At 71.7% G+C, this 15,941-nt stretch carries 16 protein-coding genes; 15 read left to right on the plus strand and 1 reads right to left on the minus strand.

Annotated elements, in window-relative coordinates:
• Nucleotides 1-85 precede the first annotated feature (85 nt).
• The 15 genes from QCD66_RS16020 (at nucleotide 86) to QCD66_RS16090 (ending at nucleotide 15,121) form a co-directional block, all read left to right on the plus strand.
• Nucleotides 86-1,000, plus strand: a complete 915-nt coding sequence (locus QCD66_RS16020) for a CoA transferase subunit A (RefSeq protein ID WP_375733836.1) — start codon at nucleotides 86-88, stop codon at nucleotides 998-1,000.
• 1 nt (nucleotide 1,001) lies between these two features.
• Nucleotides 1,002-1,796, plus strand: a complete 795-nt coding sequence (locus tag QCD66_RS16025) for a CoA-transferase (protein WP_375733835.1) — start codon at nucleotides 1,002-1,004, stop codon at nucleotides 1,794-1,796.
• 325 nt (nucleotides 1,797-2,121) lie between these two features.
• The gene (locus QCD66_RS16030) at nucleotides 2,122-3,675 is read left to right on the plus strand and encodes an ABC transporter substrate-binding protein (protein WP_375733834.1); all 1,554 of its coding nucleotides are present in this window, start codon (nucleotides 2,122-2,124) and stop codon (nucleotides 3,673-3,675) included.
• 78 nt (nucleotides 3,676-3,753) lie between these two features.
• Nucleotides 3,754-4,773 (plus strand): ABC transporter ATP-binding protein, encoded by a 1,020-nt coding sequence (locus QCD66_RS16035; RefSeq protein ID WP_375733833.1) that lies wholly within the window; start codon nucleotides 3,754-3,756, stop codon nucleotides 4,771-4,773.
• Nucleotides 4,760-5,839, plus strand: a complete 1,080-nt coding sequence (locus QCD66_RS16040; protein ID WP_407567179.1) for an oligopeptide/dipeptide ABC transporter ATP-binding protein — start codon at nucleotides 4,760-4,762, stop codon at nucleotides 5,837-5,839. The genes QCD66_RS16035 and QCD66_RS16040 overlap by 14 nt, the downstream gene beginning before the upstream one ends.
• Nucleotides 5,833-6,774, plus strand: a complete 942-nt coding sequence (locus tag QCD66_RS16045) for an ABC transporter permease (protein ID WP_407567180.1) — start codon at nucleotides 5,833-5,835, stop codon at nucleotides 6,772-6,774. Before QCD66_RS16040 ends, QCD66_RS16045 begins: the two co-directional genes overlap by 7 nt.
• 2 nt (nucleotides 6,775-6,776) lie before the next feature.
• Nucleotides 6,777-7,682: an ABC transporter permease gene (locus QCD66_RS16050; RefSeq protein WP_375733831.1), complete on the plus strand. Its 906-nt coding sequence runs from the start codon at nucleotides 6,777-6,779 to the stop codon at nucleotides 7,680-7,682.
• A complete protein-coding gene (locus QCD66_RS16055) occupies nucleotides 7,679-8,818 on the plus strand; it encodes a mandelate racemase/muconate lactonizing enzyme family protein (protein ID WP_375733830.1) in 1,140 nt (379 codons plus the stop codon). Before QCD66_RS16050 ends, QCD66_RS16055 begins: the two co-directional genes overlap by 4 nt.
• Before the next feature lie 95 nt (nucleotides 8,819-8,913).
• Nucleotides 8,914-9,402, plus strand: coding sequence for a nuclear transport factor 2 family protein (locus QCD66_RS16060; protein ID WP_375733829.1), 489 nt, complete (start codon nucleotides 8,914-8,916; stop codon nucleotides 9,400-9,402).
• On the plus strand, nucleotides 9,399-10,415 hold the full coding sequence (locus tag QCD66_RS16065) for an LLM class flavin-dependent oxidoreductase (protein WP_375733828.1): 1,017 nt from the start codon (nucleotides 9,399-9,401) through the stop codon (nucleotides 10,413-10,415). Before QCD66_RS16060 ends, QCD66_RS16065 begins: the two co-directional genes overlap by 4 nt.
• Nucleotides 10,412-11,608 carry a thiolase family protein gene (locus tag QCD66_RS16070; protein WP_375733827.1) on the plus strand — a complete coding sequence of 399 codons (1,197 nt, stop codon included), beginning with the start codon at nucleotides 10,412-10,414 and terminating at the stop codon, nucleotides 11,606-11,608. The genes QCD66_RS16065 and QCD66_RS16070 overlap by 4 nt, the downstream gene beginning before the upstream one ends.
• A complete protein-coding gene (locus QCD66_RS16075; protein WP_407567181.1) occupies nucleotides 11,601-13,004 on the plus strand; it encodes an acyclic terpene utilization AtuA family protein in 1,404 nt (467 codons plus the stop codon). Before QCD66_RS16070 ends, QCD66_RS16075 begins: the two co-directional genes overlap by 8 nt.
• On the plus strand, nucleotides 13,001-13,300 hold the full coding sequence (locus QCD66_RS16080; protein ID WP_364218774.1) for a hypothetical protein: 300 nt from the start codon (nucleotides 13,001-13,003) through the stop codon (nucleotides 13,298-13,300). Before QCD66_RS16075 ends, QCD66_RS16080 begins: the two co-directional genes overlap by 4 nt.
• A gap of 22 nt (nucleotides 13,301-13,322) precedes the next feature.
• Nucleotides 13,323-14,090 (plus strand): SDR family NAD(P)-dependent oxidoreductase, encoded by a 768-nt coding sequence (locus QCD66_RS16085; RefSeq protein ID WP_364218772.1) that lies wholly within the window; start codon nucleotides 13,323-13,325, stop codon nucleotides 14,088-14,090.
• A complete protein-coding gene (locus QCD66_RS16090; RefSeq protein ID WP_375733825.1) occupies nucleotides 14,090-15,121 on the plus strand; it encodes a cyclase family protein in 1,032 nt (343 codons plus the stop codon). The genes QCD66_RS16085 and QCD66_RS16090 overlap by 1 nt, the downstream gene beginning before the upstream one ends.
• A 29-nt stretch (nucleotides 15,122-15,150) precedes the next feature.
• Here QCD66_RS16090 and QCD66_RS16095 read toward each other — a convergent pair whose 3' ends face one another.
• Complete coding sequence (locus tag QCD66_RS16095) at nucleotides 15,151-15,882, minus strand: FCD domain-containing protein (protein ID WP_364218768.1); 732 nt, start codon at nucleotides 15,880-15,882, stop codon at nucleotides 15,151-15,153.
• Nucleotides 15,883-15,941 lie beyond the last annotated feature (59 nt).

Genomic DNA, 15,941 nt, shown 5'->3' on the forward strand with positions numbered 1-15,941 from the left:
TCGCCGGTGCCGAGCCGACGGTGCCGGCCCGACAGATCGTCCGAATCGAACAACCGGCGGTTCCGTGCCGGTGGGAGGTGGTGTCATGCCCAGACGGGTGCCCCGGATGTCCATGCGCGAACTGGTCGCGGACCTTGTGCCGGACGGGCAGCAGTTGTTGATCGGCGGGTTCGCCTTCGGCGACCCGATGGCGCTGGCGCACGAGATCGTCCGCCAGCGCCGGACCGGGTTGGACGTACTCAAGACCAGCGGGGGAGTGCTGGTCGACCTGCTGGTCGGCGCCGGCTGCGTCGCCGAGCTGGCGTTCTGCCACGTGTGGAACTCGGTCGGCCCCGAGCCGGCGCACGCATTTCGGCGGGCGGTCGAGGGCGGCCACCCGAACCGGCCGGCGATCGAGGAACTCAGCTTCGGCGCGATGACGATGGGACTGGCGGCCGGTGCCCTGGGCCTGCCGTTCATGCCGACCACCCCGGTCACGCTCAGCGGCCACGACCTGGTACGCCGGCGCTGGCCGGACAAGCTCGGCACGGTCACCTCGCCGTTCGGCGACCATGAGCTGGTCAGCGTCGCGCGGGCGATCACGCCCCGGATCGGGATCTTCCACGTGCAGCGGGTCGACGAGTTCGGCAACGGTCAGGTCTTCGGTCCGACCGCCGAGCTGCGGTATGCGATCGGGGCGTGCGAGCGGATCGTCCTGGTAGCCGAGGAGGTGGTGGCCACCGAGGTGGTTCGGGAGCGGCCCGAACTCACCGTCGTGCCCGGCTTCGCGGTGGAGGCGGTGGTGGTGGAGCCGTGGGCGGCCCATCCGACTGACAGCTCCGGCTACTACCGCCGCGACCTGGACCACCACATCGACTACGGGGCGGCGACCGCCACCGTCGAGGGATTCGAGGACTACGTGCGGGACTGGATCGACGGCACCGACGACCATCCGGGTTTCCTGGCCCGGCTCGGCGGCGACCGCCTGGCGGCGCTGGCGTTGCGGGACCGGTGGTGGTGACATGTCGACCGTCCACCCGTTCGAATGGTTCCTGATCAACGCGGCCCGGGAGTTCCGGGACGGCGAGGTGACCTTCGTCGGCTTCCACTGGCCGATGGTCGCGGCGCGCATCGCGCGTCACCTGCACGCACCGGACCTGGTCGTGGTCTACGAGTGCGGCATCGTCGAGGACCGCCTCACCCCGCAGCTGTCCACCTCGCCGTCGGACCTGCGGGCCGCGGTGGGCGCGCCGATGTGCGCCGGCAGCATGGACGCCCTCTATTCGTGGCTGGGGCGTGGCCGGGTGACCCGTACGTTCCTCGAGGCGCCGATCGTCGACCGGAGGGGCAACGTCAACACGACCGTGGTGGGCGACTACGACCGGCCGACCGTACGGCTGCCCGGCTCCGGCGGCGGGACCGAACTGGGCAGCCTGGGGCGTGGCCTGGTGCTGTTAAGTACCGGTGACCGGGCCCGGGCGTATCCGGAACGGGTCGACTACGTCACCAGCCCCGGACACCTGTCCGGGCCGGGGGAGCGGGAACGGCTGGGCTATCCGGCCGGTCGCGGCCCGGAGGTGTTGTTGACACCGCTCGGACGGCTCACGTTCGACAGCCGGGAGGGCTTCGTCCCGGCGGCGCTGCGCCCCGGGGTGTCCTGGCAGGAGGCCCGCGCCTGCTTCCGGTGGCTGCGGGAGGAGCCGGGCGAGCTGTCGGAGCTGCCGGAGCCGACCGCCGAGGAGGTGGCCGCCACCCGGCACGTGCTGCGCGAGGCGCGGGAGATGCGCTACCGGCTGCCGGCAGACCTGCCCGCCTGACGCGGCGGGCGGCGGCCGATGGCTCACTGAAAGTTACGGGATGTTACAGCGGCATGTCGTTGACTTGCAAAATCTATGCATACTATTCTCATAGTGGCCGAGATCACGAAAGGCTCGGCGACGTCCGGCATGGGCATCTGTGCTGGTCAGGACACCGTACGAGAGATTCGGCCGGCTCAACGTAACGAGCCGACAAAGGTTCAGAACTTCCGGCGGACGGTGACGCTCCGGTGCGGTGCACCGCTCGTCGTTCGACCGATCGATCCGCCGGAAGTGGTGCTGTCGAGGACCGCGCGACGCGGTCGGCGCACGAGGGAGACAACCCATGAGATACAAGTCGCGGTTGCTTGTGTCCCTGATCGCCGTGAGCCTGGCCCTGGCCGGCTGCGGCGGCGGGGGCGGGCAGCGCTCACCGTCGGGCAACACGTCCGGCGGTGCCCTGGACCGGTCGGCCGAGCTGCGGCTGGCCACCAACGCCTTCGGGACGAGCTTCGACCCGCACCTGTCGCGCAACTTCGCGACCGACGTGCCGTGGGACTTCCCGATCTACGACCGCCTGCTGTCGTTCGCCGACAACAAACTGGAACCGATGCTCGCCGAGTCGTGGGAGCTGGCGGACGACCGCCGCACCCTGACGATGAAGCTGCGCTCCGGCGTGACGTTCCACGACGGCACCCCGTTCGACGCCGAGGCGGTCGCCGCCAACATCACGCGGGGCAAGGAACTCGACGGCTCCACCGTCGCGCGGGTCTTCGCCCTCATCGACTCGGTGCAGACGCCCGACGCCGGCACCGTGGTCTTCAACCTCAACGGCGACGGCAGCCTCCTGCCGTACAGCCTCGCCGACATCCCCGGAGCGATGATCAGCCCGGCGGCGTTCGACGGCAACGTCGCGCAGCAACCGGTCGGCGCGGGACCGTACAAGCTGGTGAGTTCCACCAGCGACAGCGCCACCTACGAGCGGTTCGACGGCTACTGGGCACCAGACCGGGCCAAGGTCGCGAAAATCACCTACCGGTCCATCCCCGACGACAACGCCCGCTTCAACGCGCTGCGTACCGGGCAGCTGGACGTCATGCAACTGCCCGCGACGATCTTCCAGCAGGCGCAGGAGCTGGAGACGCGGGGGCAGGCGAAGATCGAACGGGCGCTGGGCTCGGCGGTCATCGGCATTCTGCTCAACACCAAGCACCCCCAGCTGTCCGACGAGCGGGTCCGGCGCGCGCTGAACCTCGCGGTCAACCGCGAAGCGATCAACGACGGCCTGATGGAGGGCGAGTGCGTACCCGCGCTGCAGCCGTTCACCGCGGCCAGCGTCGGCAACGACCCCGCACTCGACAGCCAGATCAGGTACGACCAGGCCGAAGCCCGGCGACTGCTGGCCGAGGCGGGCGTGACGAACCTGGTGCTGCGCACCAACGTGGTCGGGGTCAGCCCCTACACCGAGATCGCCCAGGCCGTGCAGGCCCAGCTCGCCGAGGTGGGCATCACCCTGGAGCTGACCAACGTCCCCGGCGGCGAGGCCCGCGCGGAGTGGCGTAAGGGCGGCTGGGACGCGTTCTCGGCACTGATCACCGCGGGTGTCGATCCGGCGCTGACGCTCTCGACCTCCTACCTCGCCACCGACGCGGTCGGTGGGCCGGCGTCGCCGGAACTGACCGCCCTGGTCGACGAGTCGGCACAGTTCGCCATCGGCAGCCCGGAACGCGCGTCGGCGATGCAGAAGATCAGCGGCCACCTGACCGGCTCGCCCACCCACATCATGGTGTGCGCGCCGCAGTTCGGCTGGCTGACCGGCACGAACGTGCAGGTCGAGCCGGGCGCCTTCTACTCCTACTCGTACATCTTCGACCCGACCCGGCTCGGCATCACCAGCTGATCCGAACGGGCGGAAAGGGACGGCGCGGGACCCCGACGGCGAGCGGTCGGGGTCCCCGTACCGGGGACAGGAGACGGGATGGACGACGAGACCCGGCCGCTGCTGGAGGTGTCCGACCTCAGCGTCGACTTCCGGGGGGCGGCCGGCTGGACCCGGGTGCTCGACGGCGTCAGTTACGACGTACGCGCCGGTGAGGTGCTCGGCATCGTCGGGGAGTCCGGCTGCGGCAAGACGGTCTCCTCGCTGGCCGTCATGCAGTTGCTGGACCTGCAGGGCGGCCGGATCACCGGTGGCGACATCCGCTACGACGGCCGGAGCCTGCTCGGCCTCGGGCGCCGGGAACGGGACCGGGTCCGGGGCGCCGAGATCGCGATGATCTTCCAGCAGCCGATGCGCAGCCTGAACCCGGCGTTCACCGTCGGGCACCAGATCGCCGACGTGGTCCGGCACCACACCGGATGCGGCCGCCGGCAGGCGTGGGACCGTGCGGTCGAGATGCTCTCGCTGGTGCACATCCCGTCGCCGCAGGAGCGGGCCCGGGCCTATCCGCACCAGTTCAGCGGCGGCATGTGCCAGCGGGTCATGATCGCGATGGCGCTGGCCTGCTCGCCGAAGATCCTGATCGCCGACGAGCCCTCGACGGCCCTCGACGTCACCGTGCAGGAGCAGATCCTGGCACTGCTACGGGAACTACGGGACCAGCTCAACCTGGCGATCGTCATCATCACCCACGATCTCGGCGTCGTGGCCGACCTCGCCGACCGGGTGGCGGTCATGTACGCCGGCCAGGTCGTCGAGCAGGCACCGGTCCTGGATCTCTTCGCCGACCCGCAGCACCCGTACACAGCCGCCCTGCTGGCCGCCGTACCGACCGAGGTGCACCGCTCCGAGCGGTTCGTGTCGATCCCCGGCCGGGTCGCCCTGCCCGGCGAATGGCCGGCCGGCTGCCGCTTCGCCACCCGCTGCCCGGTGGTCGACGGCGAGCGGTGCACCGACCATCCGCCACCGGTCCACGTCGACGGACCCCGGTCGGTGCGCTGCGTACGCGCCGGCGAACCGGCTCTCGTCAAGCAGGGAGTTGCCCATGGTCGCCGTTGACGGCGCGATCCCGGCCGGACCGCCGGTGATCGCCGCCCGCAACCTGCACAAGACGTTCGTCACCTCGCGCAACCTGGTCGGCCGGGCGGTGCGTACGGTCCCCGCCGTGCAGGACGTGAGCCTGGCGGTGCACGCCGGCCGCACCCTCGGCATCGTCGGCGAGTCCGGGTCGGGCAAGTCGACCGTCGCCCGGCTGCTGCTGCGGCTCATCCAGGCCGACCACGGCTCGGTGTCGGCCGGCGGAATCGACGTGAGCCGCCTGCGGCGCCGCGAGCTGCGCGCCTGGCGGCGGAACGCCCAGATGGTGCACCAGGACCCGTTCACCTCGATGGATCCGCGGATGCGGGTCCGCGACTCGGTCGCCGAACCGCTGCACGTGCACGAACCCGGCCTGGGCCGCGACGAGGTCCGGGCCCGGGTCGACGACCTGCTGCGCAGCGTCGGCGTCGATCCGGGGCAGGGCGAACGCTACCCGTCCGGCTTCTCCGGCGGTCAGCTGCAACGGATCGCGATCGCCCGGGCGCTCGCGCCGGGCCCGTCGGTCCTGGTCTGCGACGAGGCGGTGGCGGCGCTCGACGTGTCGATCCGGGGCCAGATCCTCAACCTGCTGCGGGACCTGCAACGCGAGCGCGGTATCGCGCTGGTGTTCATCTCCCATGACCTGTCGCTGGTCCGGGCGATCGCCCACGAGATCGTCGTGATGTACCGGGGCCGGGTCGTCGAGACCGGTGACGCCGAGCAGGTCTTCGCCCACGCGGCACACCCGTACACCCGGCGGCTGCTGCACGCGATCCCGGTCGCCGACCCGGTACGCCAGCGCGAACGGCAGGCGACCACGACGGAACCGGCCACCGGCCCGGCGCCGGTGGCCGGCTGCCAGTACGCGCCCCGCTGCCCGCTGCGGATCGACCGGTGCGGCGCCGAGCCGCCACCGCTGGTGGAACGGCCCGACGGCGGCGCGGTGGCCTGCTTCGTGGCGTCCGGCACGCGGGACGGCACCGGTGGCGGGCCGGCCCGTGCCGGCGCCGGTCCGGTGCGGGTCGAGAAGGGGCCAGCGCCGTGCTGAGCGTCGTCGGCCGACGGCTGGCCACCATCGTCCCGATGCTGCTGATCCTCATCCTGGGCGTCCTGCTGCTGATGGACCTGACGCCCGGCGACCCGGCCGCCATCGTGGCTGGCGACAACGCGACCGCGCAGGACATCGAGGAGACCCGGGAACGGTTGGGCCTCAACGACTCCATCTTGGAACGCTACGTCGGCTACCTAGGTGACCTGGCCCGGGGCGACATGGGCACCTCGCTCTACACCAACCGGCCGGTGAGCGAGGCGATCCTGGCGGCCTTGCCGGTGACCCTGTGGCTGACCTTCCTCGCCCTGGCCGTCGCGCTGCTCGTCGCCGTACCGCTCGGGGTCCTGGCCGCGGTGAAGCGGGGCAGCGCCTTCGACCGGATCATCTCGTCGGTCTCCGCCGGCGCGATGGCGGCACCACCGTTCGCGATCGGGCTGCTGCTGGTCACCGTCTTCGCGGTGAACCGGTCCTGGTTCCCGGCCGGCGGCTACGTGGCGCTGGGCGAGGATCCGACGGGCTGGGCGTTGAGCGTCACGCTGCCGGCGCTGGCCCTCGCCGTCGACCCGGCGGCCGAACTGGTCCGGCAGACCCGCGGGGCGGTGGTCGACGTGCTGGAACGCGACTACGTACAGACCGCCGTGGCGATGGGCATCCCGCGCCGGGTGGTGATCGCGAAGTACGCCGGCAAGAACGCGGCCGTACCGGTGGTGACCGTGCTAGGGCTGCAGGCGGCCCGGGTGCTCGGCGGCGCGGTGGTCATCGAGCTGATCTTCACCTTGCCGGGGCTCGGCTCGGAGGCGCTCAACGCCGTCCTCTACCACGACTATCCGATGATCCAGGGGATCGTGCTGGTCAGCGCCGCGCTGATCCTGCTGATGAACCTCATCGTCGACGCCTCCTACACCTACTTCGACCCGAAGCTGCGGGGGTGACCATGAGCGGCACCGCACCGACCAGGAAGAAGACCGGGCCGATCGGGGCCGGCATGAGGCCGGGGACGAAAGGCGGCCGCTCGGGAAAGGGCGGCCTCGGCCTCGCCCCGAAGGTCGGGCTGGTCTTCATCGCCGGGCTGGTCCTGCTGGCACTGGTCGGTGACCTGCTGGTCCGCACCGACCCGAACGCGCAGGACCTGCTGCGCCGGATGGAGTCACCGAGCGGCGACCACTGGCTCGGCACCGACGCGTACGGGCGGGACACCCTCGCCCGGCTGATCGCCGGCGCCCGGCTGACCCTGGTGGCGACGTTGCAGGCGGTCGGCACGGCGGTGGTCCTGGGTATCCCGCTCGGCCTGGTCGCCGGATACGCCGGTGGGATCGTCGACGCCGTGCTCGGCCGGATCGCCGACTCGGTGATGAGCGTGCCGACGCTGATCCTGGCCCTGGCCATCGTCGGCATCCTCGGGCCGGGCCTGACCAACGCGATGATCGCGGTCGGCATCGTCTTCGCGCCCAGGTTCTTCCGGGTGGCGCGGGGCGCCGCGTCCGGCATCCGCAACGAGCCGTACATCGAGGCGTGCCAGGCGATCGGCTGTTCGCCGGCCCGGATCCTGTTGCGACACATGCTGCCGAACGCCAGCGGACCGCTGCTGATCCAGACGACGTACAGCCTGGGACTGGTGGTCATCGCGGAAGCCAGCCTGAGCTTCCTCGGACTCGGCGTGCAGGCGCCGGACGCGACCTGGGGCGGGATGACCCGCGAGGCGTTCGGGTCGGTGTCCCGCAACGGATTCCCGATGCTGCCGCCGCTGTTGATGATCTTCCTGACCATCCTGGCGTTCTCCATGGTCGGTGACGGCATCCGCGACCGGCTCACCCGGGGTCGGGACGGGAAGCGGATATGACGCCGCTGGTCGAGTCGGTCGAGATCACCCCGTTCCGCCTACCGCTGCGCCGGTCGGTCCGGTACGCCATCGGCTCCGACGACGTCGCCGAGCACGTGCTCGTCGCCGTACGCCTGGCCGACGGGACCACCGGCTATGGGGAGGCCATCCCGCGCCCCATGGTGTACGGCGAGACGCTGGCCTCGGTGCTCGACGTGCTGGACCGGGTCCTCGCCCCGGCCGCCGTCGGCACCCCGGTCGGCCGGCCGGAGCTTTTTCGGGCCCGTACCCGGCACCTGGTCGGCAACCCCACCGCCCGCAGCGCCGTCGAGCTGGCGATGTTCGACGCACTGGCCCGCTTCGTCGGGCTGCCCGCCTACCAGTTGCTCGGCGGTCACGCCGGCGACGTCGCCGCCGCCACGCTGCTCAGTTGGGGGCGGCCCGACGAGGTGGCCGCCGCCGCGGTGGAGGCGTCGACCGGTTGGGGGGTCACGGCCTTCAAGCTGAAGGTCGGGATCGACCCCGACCTGGACATCGCCACCACCCGGGCGGTACGCACGGCGCTCGGCCCGGACGCCCTGCTCTACGCCGACGCCAACCAGGGCTACACCTCGGCGCAGGCGGCCCGGTTCGTGGCCGCGACCCGCGAGGCCGGGCTGGCCTGGCTGGAGGAGCCGTGTCCACCCGGGGCGGTCGGCGGACCGGCCTACGCCCGGAGCAGCCCCGTGCCGGTCGTCGGCGACGAGAGCTGTCCCGACCCGGCCTCGGCCGGCGCGGCCGTGCTGGCCGGCCGGGTCGGCATGGTGAGCATCAAGACCGCCCGTACGGCCCTGCGCCGCTCGGCGACGATCCGCGACTTCTGCGCGGTGGCCGGCGTGGATGTGGTCGTCGGCAGCCAGGGCGAGTCGGCCGTCGGCACGTTCGCGGCGGCGTCGTTCGCGGCGGCGACGCCGGATACGAGCCGGTATCCGGCCGAGGTCCTCTACTTCCTCGACCTGCCCCACGACATCGCCCGGGAGCCGCCGGTGGTCGCGGGAGGCCGGCTGCGGCTGCCGGACCGGCCGGGATTCGGGTTCGAGTTGGACACCGGCGCGCTCGCCGCGGCGGCCTGCGGCCCGACGGTCCGGGTCGGTGCGGAAGTGCCGGTCGGACGGTAGCCCGCCCGATCCGAATCTATTACTATAGTTCGCATGGATAGGTTGCCTGATCCGCTCGTCTCGGGGTCGGGAACCGGTGGTGAAGGGGGACGGTGATGGATCCACTCTGGGAGCGCCTCGGACGACAGGCAGTCGTCACCGAGGCCGCCCGGCAGTTGCAGGTCGCGTACTGCGCGGCGTTCGACCGGGCCGACCGCGAGGCGTTGCTGCCGCTGTTCGATCCGGACGCGGTGTTCCGCCGCCCCGACTCGGTCTGCGCCGGCCGTGCCGCGATCCTCGACTTCTACGAGCACCTGTGGGCGGCCGGGACCAGACCCACCCGGCACTTTCCGGTCGTGGTCGAGGTCGACGAGATCGGCGAGCGGCTGCTGAGGGTCCGGACCAGCTACTTCCTGATCCTCGGCCACGGCGACGACCTCTACGTCGGCTGGGGCGACTACGACGACCGGGTCGCGGTGGGTCCGCAGGGGCTGGTCTTCGTGGCGAAGACCAGCACCATCGAGGGCCTCGTCCGCGCCGAGGGCGGCTGGGGCCGGGCCAGTCGTACCCCGCCGCCCTGGTTACCGGGAGGGAAGACGCCGTGAAGCTCGGGATCATCATCGGTGACGTCCGCACGTCGGTACCACCCGCCGAACACCTCGACCAGCTGCTCAGACAGGTCGAGGCGGCGCAACGCAACGGGTTCACCCACATCACGATCGGCCAGCACTTCATGTACGGCGACCTGCGCTGGCTGCAGCCCGTGCCGGTGCTGGCCCGGCTGGCCGCCGAGGTCGACCCGCACATCACCCTCGCGACGAACATCGTCGTCGTCCCGCTCTACCACCCGGTGCTGCTGGCCGAGGAACTCGCGACGCTGGACATCATCACCGCCGGCCGGCTGGTCGTCGGCGCCGGCATCGGCTACCGCACCCAGGAGTTCGACTACCTCGGCGTGCCCTACGGCGAACGGATCTCCCGGTTCGAGGAGTCGCTGGAACTCATCCGTCGACTATGGAACGAGCGCAAGGTCGACCACCACGGTCGGCACTGGCGGTTCGAGGGCGCCGAACCGCACCTGCGGCCGGTCCAGCAGCCGCACCCGCAGATCTGGATCGGCGCCCAGTCCGCGCCCGGCGTACGGCGGGCCGCCCGGCTCGGCGACCGCTGGACCATCTCACCCCGCGAGCCGCTACCCGCACTCAGCAGGCTGTGGGAGACATACCGGCGCGAGCGGGAGACCCTCGGCCTGCCGGTGCGACCTCCGATCATGCGTCGCGACCTGATCCTCGGCCGGGATCGGACGGACGCACTGGAACGCTTCGGCGCGATGGCACAGGGGCGCTACCTCGCCTACGCCAACCGGGAACTGGCCGCGCTCGACGCCGACACCGTCGCCAGCAACTTCTCCGAGGCGGTGAAGGACACCGTCCTCGCCGGCAGCCCCGACCAGGTCATCGACCAACTACGCGCCATTCACGATGCCGTACCGCTCGACGCGATCCTGGTCCGGCCACAGTGGCCGGACATGTCCGCCGCCGACGTCGTGAACTATCTCGACGACCTGGGCCGGGACATCGCACCCCGGCTCACCGAGTTCGCGGCGGCGCCGCTATGAACGCCGTCGTCATCGACGCGGTCCGATCCCCGATCGGCCGGGGCAAGGCCGGCGGCGCGCTGTCCGGCCTGCACCCGGTCGAACTGCTCGGCCAGGTACTCACCGGCCTGCTGGCCCGCAACGGCACCGTCGACCCGACCGACGTCGACGACGTCATCGTCGGCTGCGTCAGCCAGGCCGGCGAACAGTCCGGCTGCCCGGGGCGGCTCGCCTGGCTCGGCGCCGGGCTGCCGGAGACCGTGCCGGCCACCACGATCGACCGCCGGTGCGGCTCCGGTCAGCAGGCCGTCCACTTCGCCGCGCAGGGCATCGCCGCCGGCGCGTACGACCTGGTGGTGGCGGCCGGCGTCGAGTCGATGAGCCGGGTGCCGATGTTCAGCGCCCGCGCCGGCGGCGACCCGTGGGGACCGTCGGTCACCGCCCGCTACGCCCCGGGCCTGGTCCCACAGGGCATCTCCGCCGAACTGGTCGCCGCCCGCCACGCAATCTCCCGATCCGACCTGGACGCCCTGGCGCTGCGCTCGCAACAGCGGGCCGCCGCCGCCGCGCGACGTGGCGCCTTCACCGCCGAGATCGTCCCGATCACCGTCCCGGCCGCCGACGGCACGGTGCGCACCGTCAGCGCCGACGAGACGATCCGGCCCGGCACCACCGCCGAGGCGCTGGCCGGGCTGCGACCGTCGTTCATCGACGGCACCGTCCGGGAACGCTTCCCGGAGATCTCCTGGTCGGTGACCGCCGGCAACTCCTCGCAGTTCGGCGACGGCGCCGCCGCGATGCTGCTGGCCAGCGAGGATTACGCGGCCCGGCACGGGCTCACCCCACGGGCCCGCTTCGAGGGCTTCGCGCTCGCCGCCGGCGACCCCGTACTGATGCTCGACGCGCCGATCCCGGCGACCCGCAAGGTGCTCGACCGGGCCGGACTGCGGCTCACCGACATCGACCACTTCGAGGTCAACGAGGCGTTCGCGAGCGTGCCGCTGGCCTGGCAACGGGCCCTGCGCGTCGACGCCGAACTGGTCAACCCGCTGGGCGGGGCCATCGCGCTCGGGCATCCGCTCGGCGCCTCGGGCGTCCGGTTGATGACGACCATGTTGTACGCCATGGAGGCCGGCGGCACCCGGCGTGGCCTACAGACCATGTGCGAGGGCTCGGGCATGGCCAACGCCACCGTCATCACCCGCGATGTCTAGAGCTACTACCCATGAGGGGGCCACTGTGTTAGCAGGTGGGGCACTGGAGGCAGGCCGGCTGGCCCGACCCGCCACGAGCCTGTCCATCGGATGCGGATCCGGCTATTCCAACGACCGGCTGGATCTCGCGGCAGACCTCGCCGGCAGCGGCCTGGTGAGCTATCTGGGTTTCGACTGCCTCGCCGAACGCACGCTGGCGCTGGCCCAGATGCAGCGCCGGGCCGACCCCGACCGCGGTCACGACCAGCGGATCGGCAAACTGCCCGCGTTGCTGCGGGACTACCTCGCCGCCGGCGGCCGGATGGTCGGCAACTTCGGCGCGGCCAACCCGACCGCCGCCCAGCGGGACTGCCTCGACGGCCTGCGCGCGACCGGCCTGACCGGGGTACGGGTCGGCGTGATCGAGGGCGACGACGTGCTCGACCTCGTCACCGAACTGGACTGCGAGCTTCCCGAACTCGGTTCGACCGTGTCCCGCGAAGCACACCGGGTGGTCTCCGCGAACGCCTACATCGGCGCGGACGGCGTCGTCGACTGCCTGGCCGGCGGCGCGCAGATCGTCATCGGTGGCCGGCTGTCCGACCCGTCGATCTTCGTCGGCCCGATCTGCCACGAACTCGGCTGGCAACTCGACGACTGGCCCCGGGTCGCGCTGGCCACCATGGCCGGGCACCTGCTCGAGTGCGGGGTGCACAGCACCGGCGGCAACTACGAGGACCCACCATTCCGGTTCGTGCCCGACCCGCACAACCTCGGATTCCCGTACGCCGTGGTCGAGGACGGCTCCGTCGTGCTGCGCAAGCTGCCGGGCACCGGCGGGCGTATCGACCGCCAGGTGGTCCGCTCCCAGCTCTACTTCGAGATCTGCGACCCGCGGCACTACCCGACCCCGGACGTCACCGCCGACTTCAGCGAGGTGCTCGTCGAGGAGGTCGGCGAGGACCAGGTACGGCTCTCCGGCGTCACCGGCCGGGAGCGGCCGGACCGGTTGAAGGTCCTGGTCGGCCTGGATCTCGGCTGGCGGGCGCTGGGCGAGGCGTCGTACGGCGGCCCGGGCGCGATCGACCGCGCGCGGCGTGCCGAGGAGATCATCCGGCGGCGGCTGGAACCGGTCTCCGCCGAGATCGCCGAGATCGACGTCTCCTACCACGGGGTGAACGCGCTCTTCGGGGACTCCTCGCCTTCCGGTCAGCCGTCCGAGGTACGGCTGCGGGTCGCCGCGCAGTGCCACACCGAGGCGGCCGCCCGTGCCGTCGCCTACGAGGCCGAATACCTCTACTTCGGACCAGCCGCCGCGGGCGGCATGACGTCGAGCGTCAGCCCGGCCATCGGCGTCACCCCGGCCTACGTACCGCGCGCCCGGGTGCGTACCGATTTCGAGGTGGTGACGGCGTGAAGGTCCGGGACATCGCCTACGCCCGCTGCGGCGACAAGGGCGACAGCAACAACATCTGCGTCTTCGTCTACGACCCGGAGCACTACCCGCTGCTCGCCGAGCGGCTCACCGTCGCCCGCGTCGGGGCGGCCTTCGGCGGACTCGTCGCCGGTGACGTCGTCCGATACGACATTCCCAGCAACCACGGGCTGAACTTCGTGCTCACCGGATCGCTCCGCGGCGGCGTGTCGATGTCGCTGCGGACCGACCCGCACGGCAAGGCGTACGCGTCGTTGCTCCTCGGCATCGAACTGTGACAACGAAAACGGAGGTACGGGCATGAGACTCGCAGGACGGGTGGCGCTGGTCACCGGCGCCGGCTCCGGCATGGGCCGGGCGAGCGCGATCCGGTTCGCCGAAGAGGGCGCCACGGTCGTCGCCACCGATCTGGACGAAGCCTCGGTACGTGAGACCGCCGACCAGATCACCGCGGCCGGTGGTGCGGCGCGGTGGGCGGTGCTCGACGTGACCTCACGCGAGAACATCGACCGGGTCGTGGCGGAGGTCGAACGCGACCACGGCATCCTGCACGTGTTGTTCAACCACGTCGGCGCCCCCGGCGCGGCAGGGCTGGACATCACCGACGAGGAGTGGCAGTTCGCCATCGACGTCAACCTCAAGGGCGGGTTCTTCCTGACCGGTGCGGCGCTGCCGTTGCTACGCAAGGCGTCCGGCTCGGCGTCGGTCATCTTCACCGCCTCGACCGCCGGGCTGGTCGGTTCCCCGATCAGCCCGCTCTATTCGTTGACCAAGGGCGGTGTGGTGAACTTCGTCCGTGGCCTGGCGCTGAACCTCGCCGCGGACGGCATCCGGGTCAACGGCATCTGTCCGGGACCGATCGACACCCCGATGCTGCCGAAGTTCTTCTCCCGGGCCGCCGAGGGCGTACCGGCCGAGCTGATGCAGCAGTACATGTCGGTGATCCCGCTCGGGCGGGCCGGCACGGTGACCGAGATCGCCAACGCGGCCCTGTTCCTCGCCTGCGACGAGTCCAGCTTCATCACCGGTGTGCCGCTGCCGGTCGACGGCGGATACCTGGCGCGCTGATGGCGGACGACGGCGCGGCGCGGACGCCCGGCGGGGAGCGGGCCGGACTGCCGACGTACGCGCAACTGCGAGACCGACAGGGTGCCCCGGCCGGGTCGAGCTGGGGACTGTTCGGCGATGCCGACGAACTCGGCACCGTCGCCCTGCTGACGCCGCAGCGGGTGCTGGCGGCGGCCCGGACCGTCCGCCGGGGGGCCGTCTTCCGCCTCGACCTGCCGATCGACGCCTTCGACCCGCCGCTGGCGTCGTCGCGGGGCGTACCGCGTCACACGATCTTCCAGCGGGACCCCAACCACCGTGACGACCTGGTTGACGGGCTGTATCTGCAGGCGACCTCGCAGGTCGACGGGCTGCGGCACTTCCGGCACTGGGAACACGGCTTCTACAACGGGGTCGCCGACGACCGGGTCCGGGAAGGTTCGCCCGACCTGGGCATCCAACGCTGGGCCGAGCACGGCATCGTCGGCCGGGGCGTCCTGGTCGACCTGCCCCGCTATCTGCGCTCGCTCGACGACGACTGGGACCCGGCGGGTTGGCGGGCGTTCACGGTCGGGGAACTGGAGGGTGCGCTGGCCTACCAGGGGGTGGCGCTGCGCGACGGCGACATCCTGCTGTTGCGTACCGGGTGGCTGGCCACCGTGCTGGCGCACGACGTCGACCGGCGCCGGGCGTTCGCCGCCGCGCCCACCAGTCCCGGACTGGAGCAGAGCGAGGAGATGCTCGCCTGGCTGTGGGACCACCGGCTGGCGATGGTGGCCTCGGACAACATGGCGGTGGAGGCGCTGCCGCCGGCCACGGACTCGCCGTTCGTCTCCGGCCGGGAGGCGGCGGGGGAGCGCGGGCCGCACACCGGTCTGATGCACCGCGCGCTCATCCCACTGCTGGGGTTCGCCCTCGGTGAACTGTGGGACCTTGATGCGCTGGCCGCCGACTGCGCGGCCGACGGCGTCTGGGAGACGCTGCTGGTCGTGACCCCGCTGCACGTCGTCGGCGGGGTCGGCTCGCCGGCCAACGTGGTGGCGGTCAAGTGAGCGGCGACCGGCCGGACGGCGGCCGGACCCTAGTGCCAGTCGACGATCTCGTCGAGGAAGCCGGGGTAGCGCTTCTCCGCCTGCGCGATGAACTCGGTCATGTGTTCGCGGGTGAGCCGCTCGGCGAGTTCGGCGTCGCCGGCGGTGATCGCCGCCACGATGTCCGCGTGGGCCTCGACCACCCGGGCCCGTGCCTCCAGCGGGAAGACGACCCCGGTGATGCGTTCGGCGTAGATGTTGCCGATGGCCCGGCTGACGAGATCCAGCACCCGGTTGCCGGAGGCCCCGGCGAGCACGGCGTGGAAGTCGGTGCCGGCTTCGAACTGTGCCCGGGAGTCACCGACCGGGTGTTCCCGGGCCTGCTCGACCACCGTGTTGAGCGCGGCGAGGGTGTCCGGGTCCCCGCGCAGCGCGGCCTGCCGGGCGATCACCGGCTCGAGCACCAGGCGGGCCTCGGCCAGCTCCCGGAACGTGGCACCGGCGACATGGAAGTAGAGGGTGGCCATCTGGCCGAAGTGCTGGCTGCTGACGGTCTGCACGACCGGCCCGCCGCCCGGCCCGGGCCGGATCGTCAGCAGGCCGTGGACCTCGAGAATGCGCAACGCCTCGCGCAGCGAGGCGCGGCCGACGCCGAACTGCTCCAGCATCGCGCTCTCCGAGGGCAGCGCGGCCCCTGCCCCGAGCCGCCGCCGGACAATGTCCTTGACGATCTCCCGGGCGATGACCGAGGCGAGTTTGGTGTTGCCACCGTTTCGCGTCACCTGATCTCCAACCGATCGACTGGCGGCACCGGCGTGCAGCTAATCACTTCAATCCATCC

Source organism: Polymorphospora sp. A560, from assembly GCF_045781765.1.
Classification (GTDB): Bacteria; Actinomycetota; Actinomycetes; order Mycobacteriales; family Micromonosporaceae; genus Polymorphospora; species Polymorphospora lycopeni.

Excerpts from the sequence above, each read along its gene's own strand:
- QCD66_RS16020 (WP_375733836.1), top strand. The coding sequence starts at position 86 with ATGCCCAGACGGGTGCCCCGGATGTCCATGCGCGAACTGGTCGCGGAC.
- QCD66_RS16025 (WP_375733835.1), top strand. The coding sequence starts at position 1,002 with ATGTCGACCGTCCACCCGTTCGAATGGTTCCTGATCAACGCGGCCCGG.
- QCD66_RS16030 (WP_375733834.1), top strand. The coding sequence starts at position 2,122 with ATGAGATACAAGTCGCGGTTGCTTGTGTCCCTGATCGCCGTGAGCCTG.
- QCD66_RS16035 (WP_375733833.1), top strand. The coding sequence starts at position 3,754 with ATGGACGACGAGACCCGGCCGCTGCTGGAGGTGTCCGACCTCAGCGTC.
- QCD66_RS16040 (WP_407567179.1), top strand. The coding sequence starts at position 4,760 with ATGGTCGCCGTTGACGGCGCGATCCCGGCCGGACCGCCGGTGATCGCC.
- QCD66_RS16050 (WP_375733831.1), top strand. The coding sequence starts at position 6,777 with ATGAGCGGCACCGCACCGACCAGGAAGAAGACCGGGCCGATCGGGGCC.
- QCD66_RS16055 (WP_375733830.1), top strand. The coding sequence starts at position 7,679 with ATGACGCCGCTGGTCGAGTCGGTCGAGATCACCCCGTTCCGCCTACCG.
- QCD66_RS16060 (WP_375733829.1), top strand. The coding sequence starts at position 8,914 with ATGGATCCACTCTGGGAGCGCCTCGGACGACAGGCAGTCGTCACCGAG.
- QCD66_RS16070 (WP_375733827.1), top strand. The coding sequence starts at position 10,412 with ATGAACGCCGTCGTCATCGACGCGGTCCGATCCCCGATCGGCCGGGGC.
- QCD66_RS16075 (WP_407567181.1), top strand. The coding sequence starts at position 11,601 with ATGTCTAGAGCTACTACCCATGAGGGGGCCACTGTGTTAGCAGGTGGG.
- QCD66_RS16085 (WP_364218772.1), top strand. The coding sequence starts at position 13,323 with ATGAGACTCGCAGGACGGGTGGCGCTGGTCACCGGCGCCGGCTCCGGC.
- QCD66_RS16090 (WP_375733825.1), top strand. The coding sequence starts at position 14,090 with ATGGCGGACGACGGCGCGGCGCGGACGCCCGGCGGGGAGCGGGCCGGA.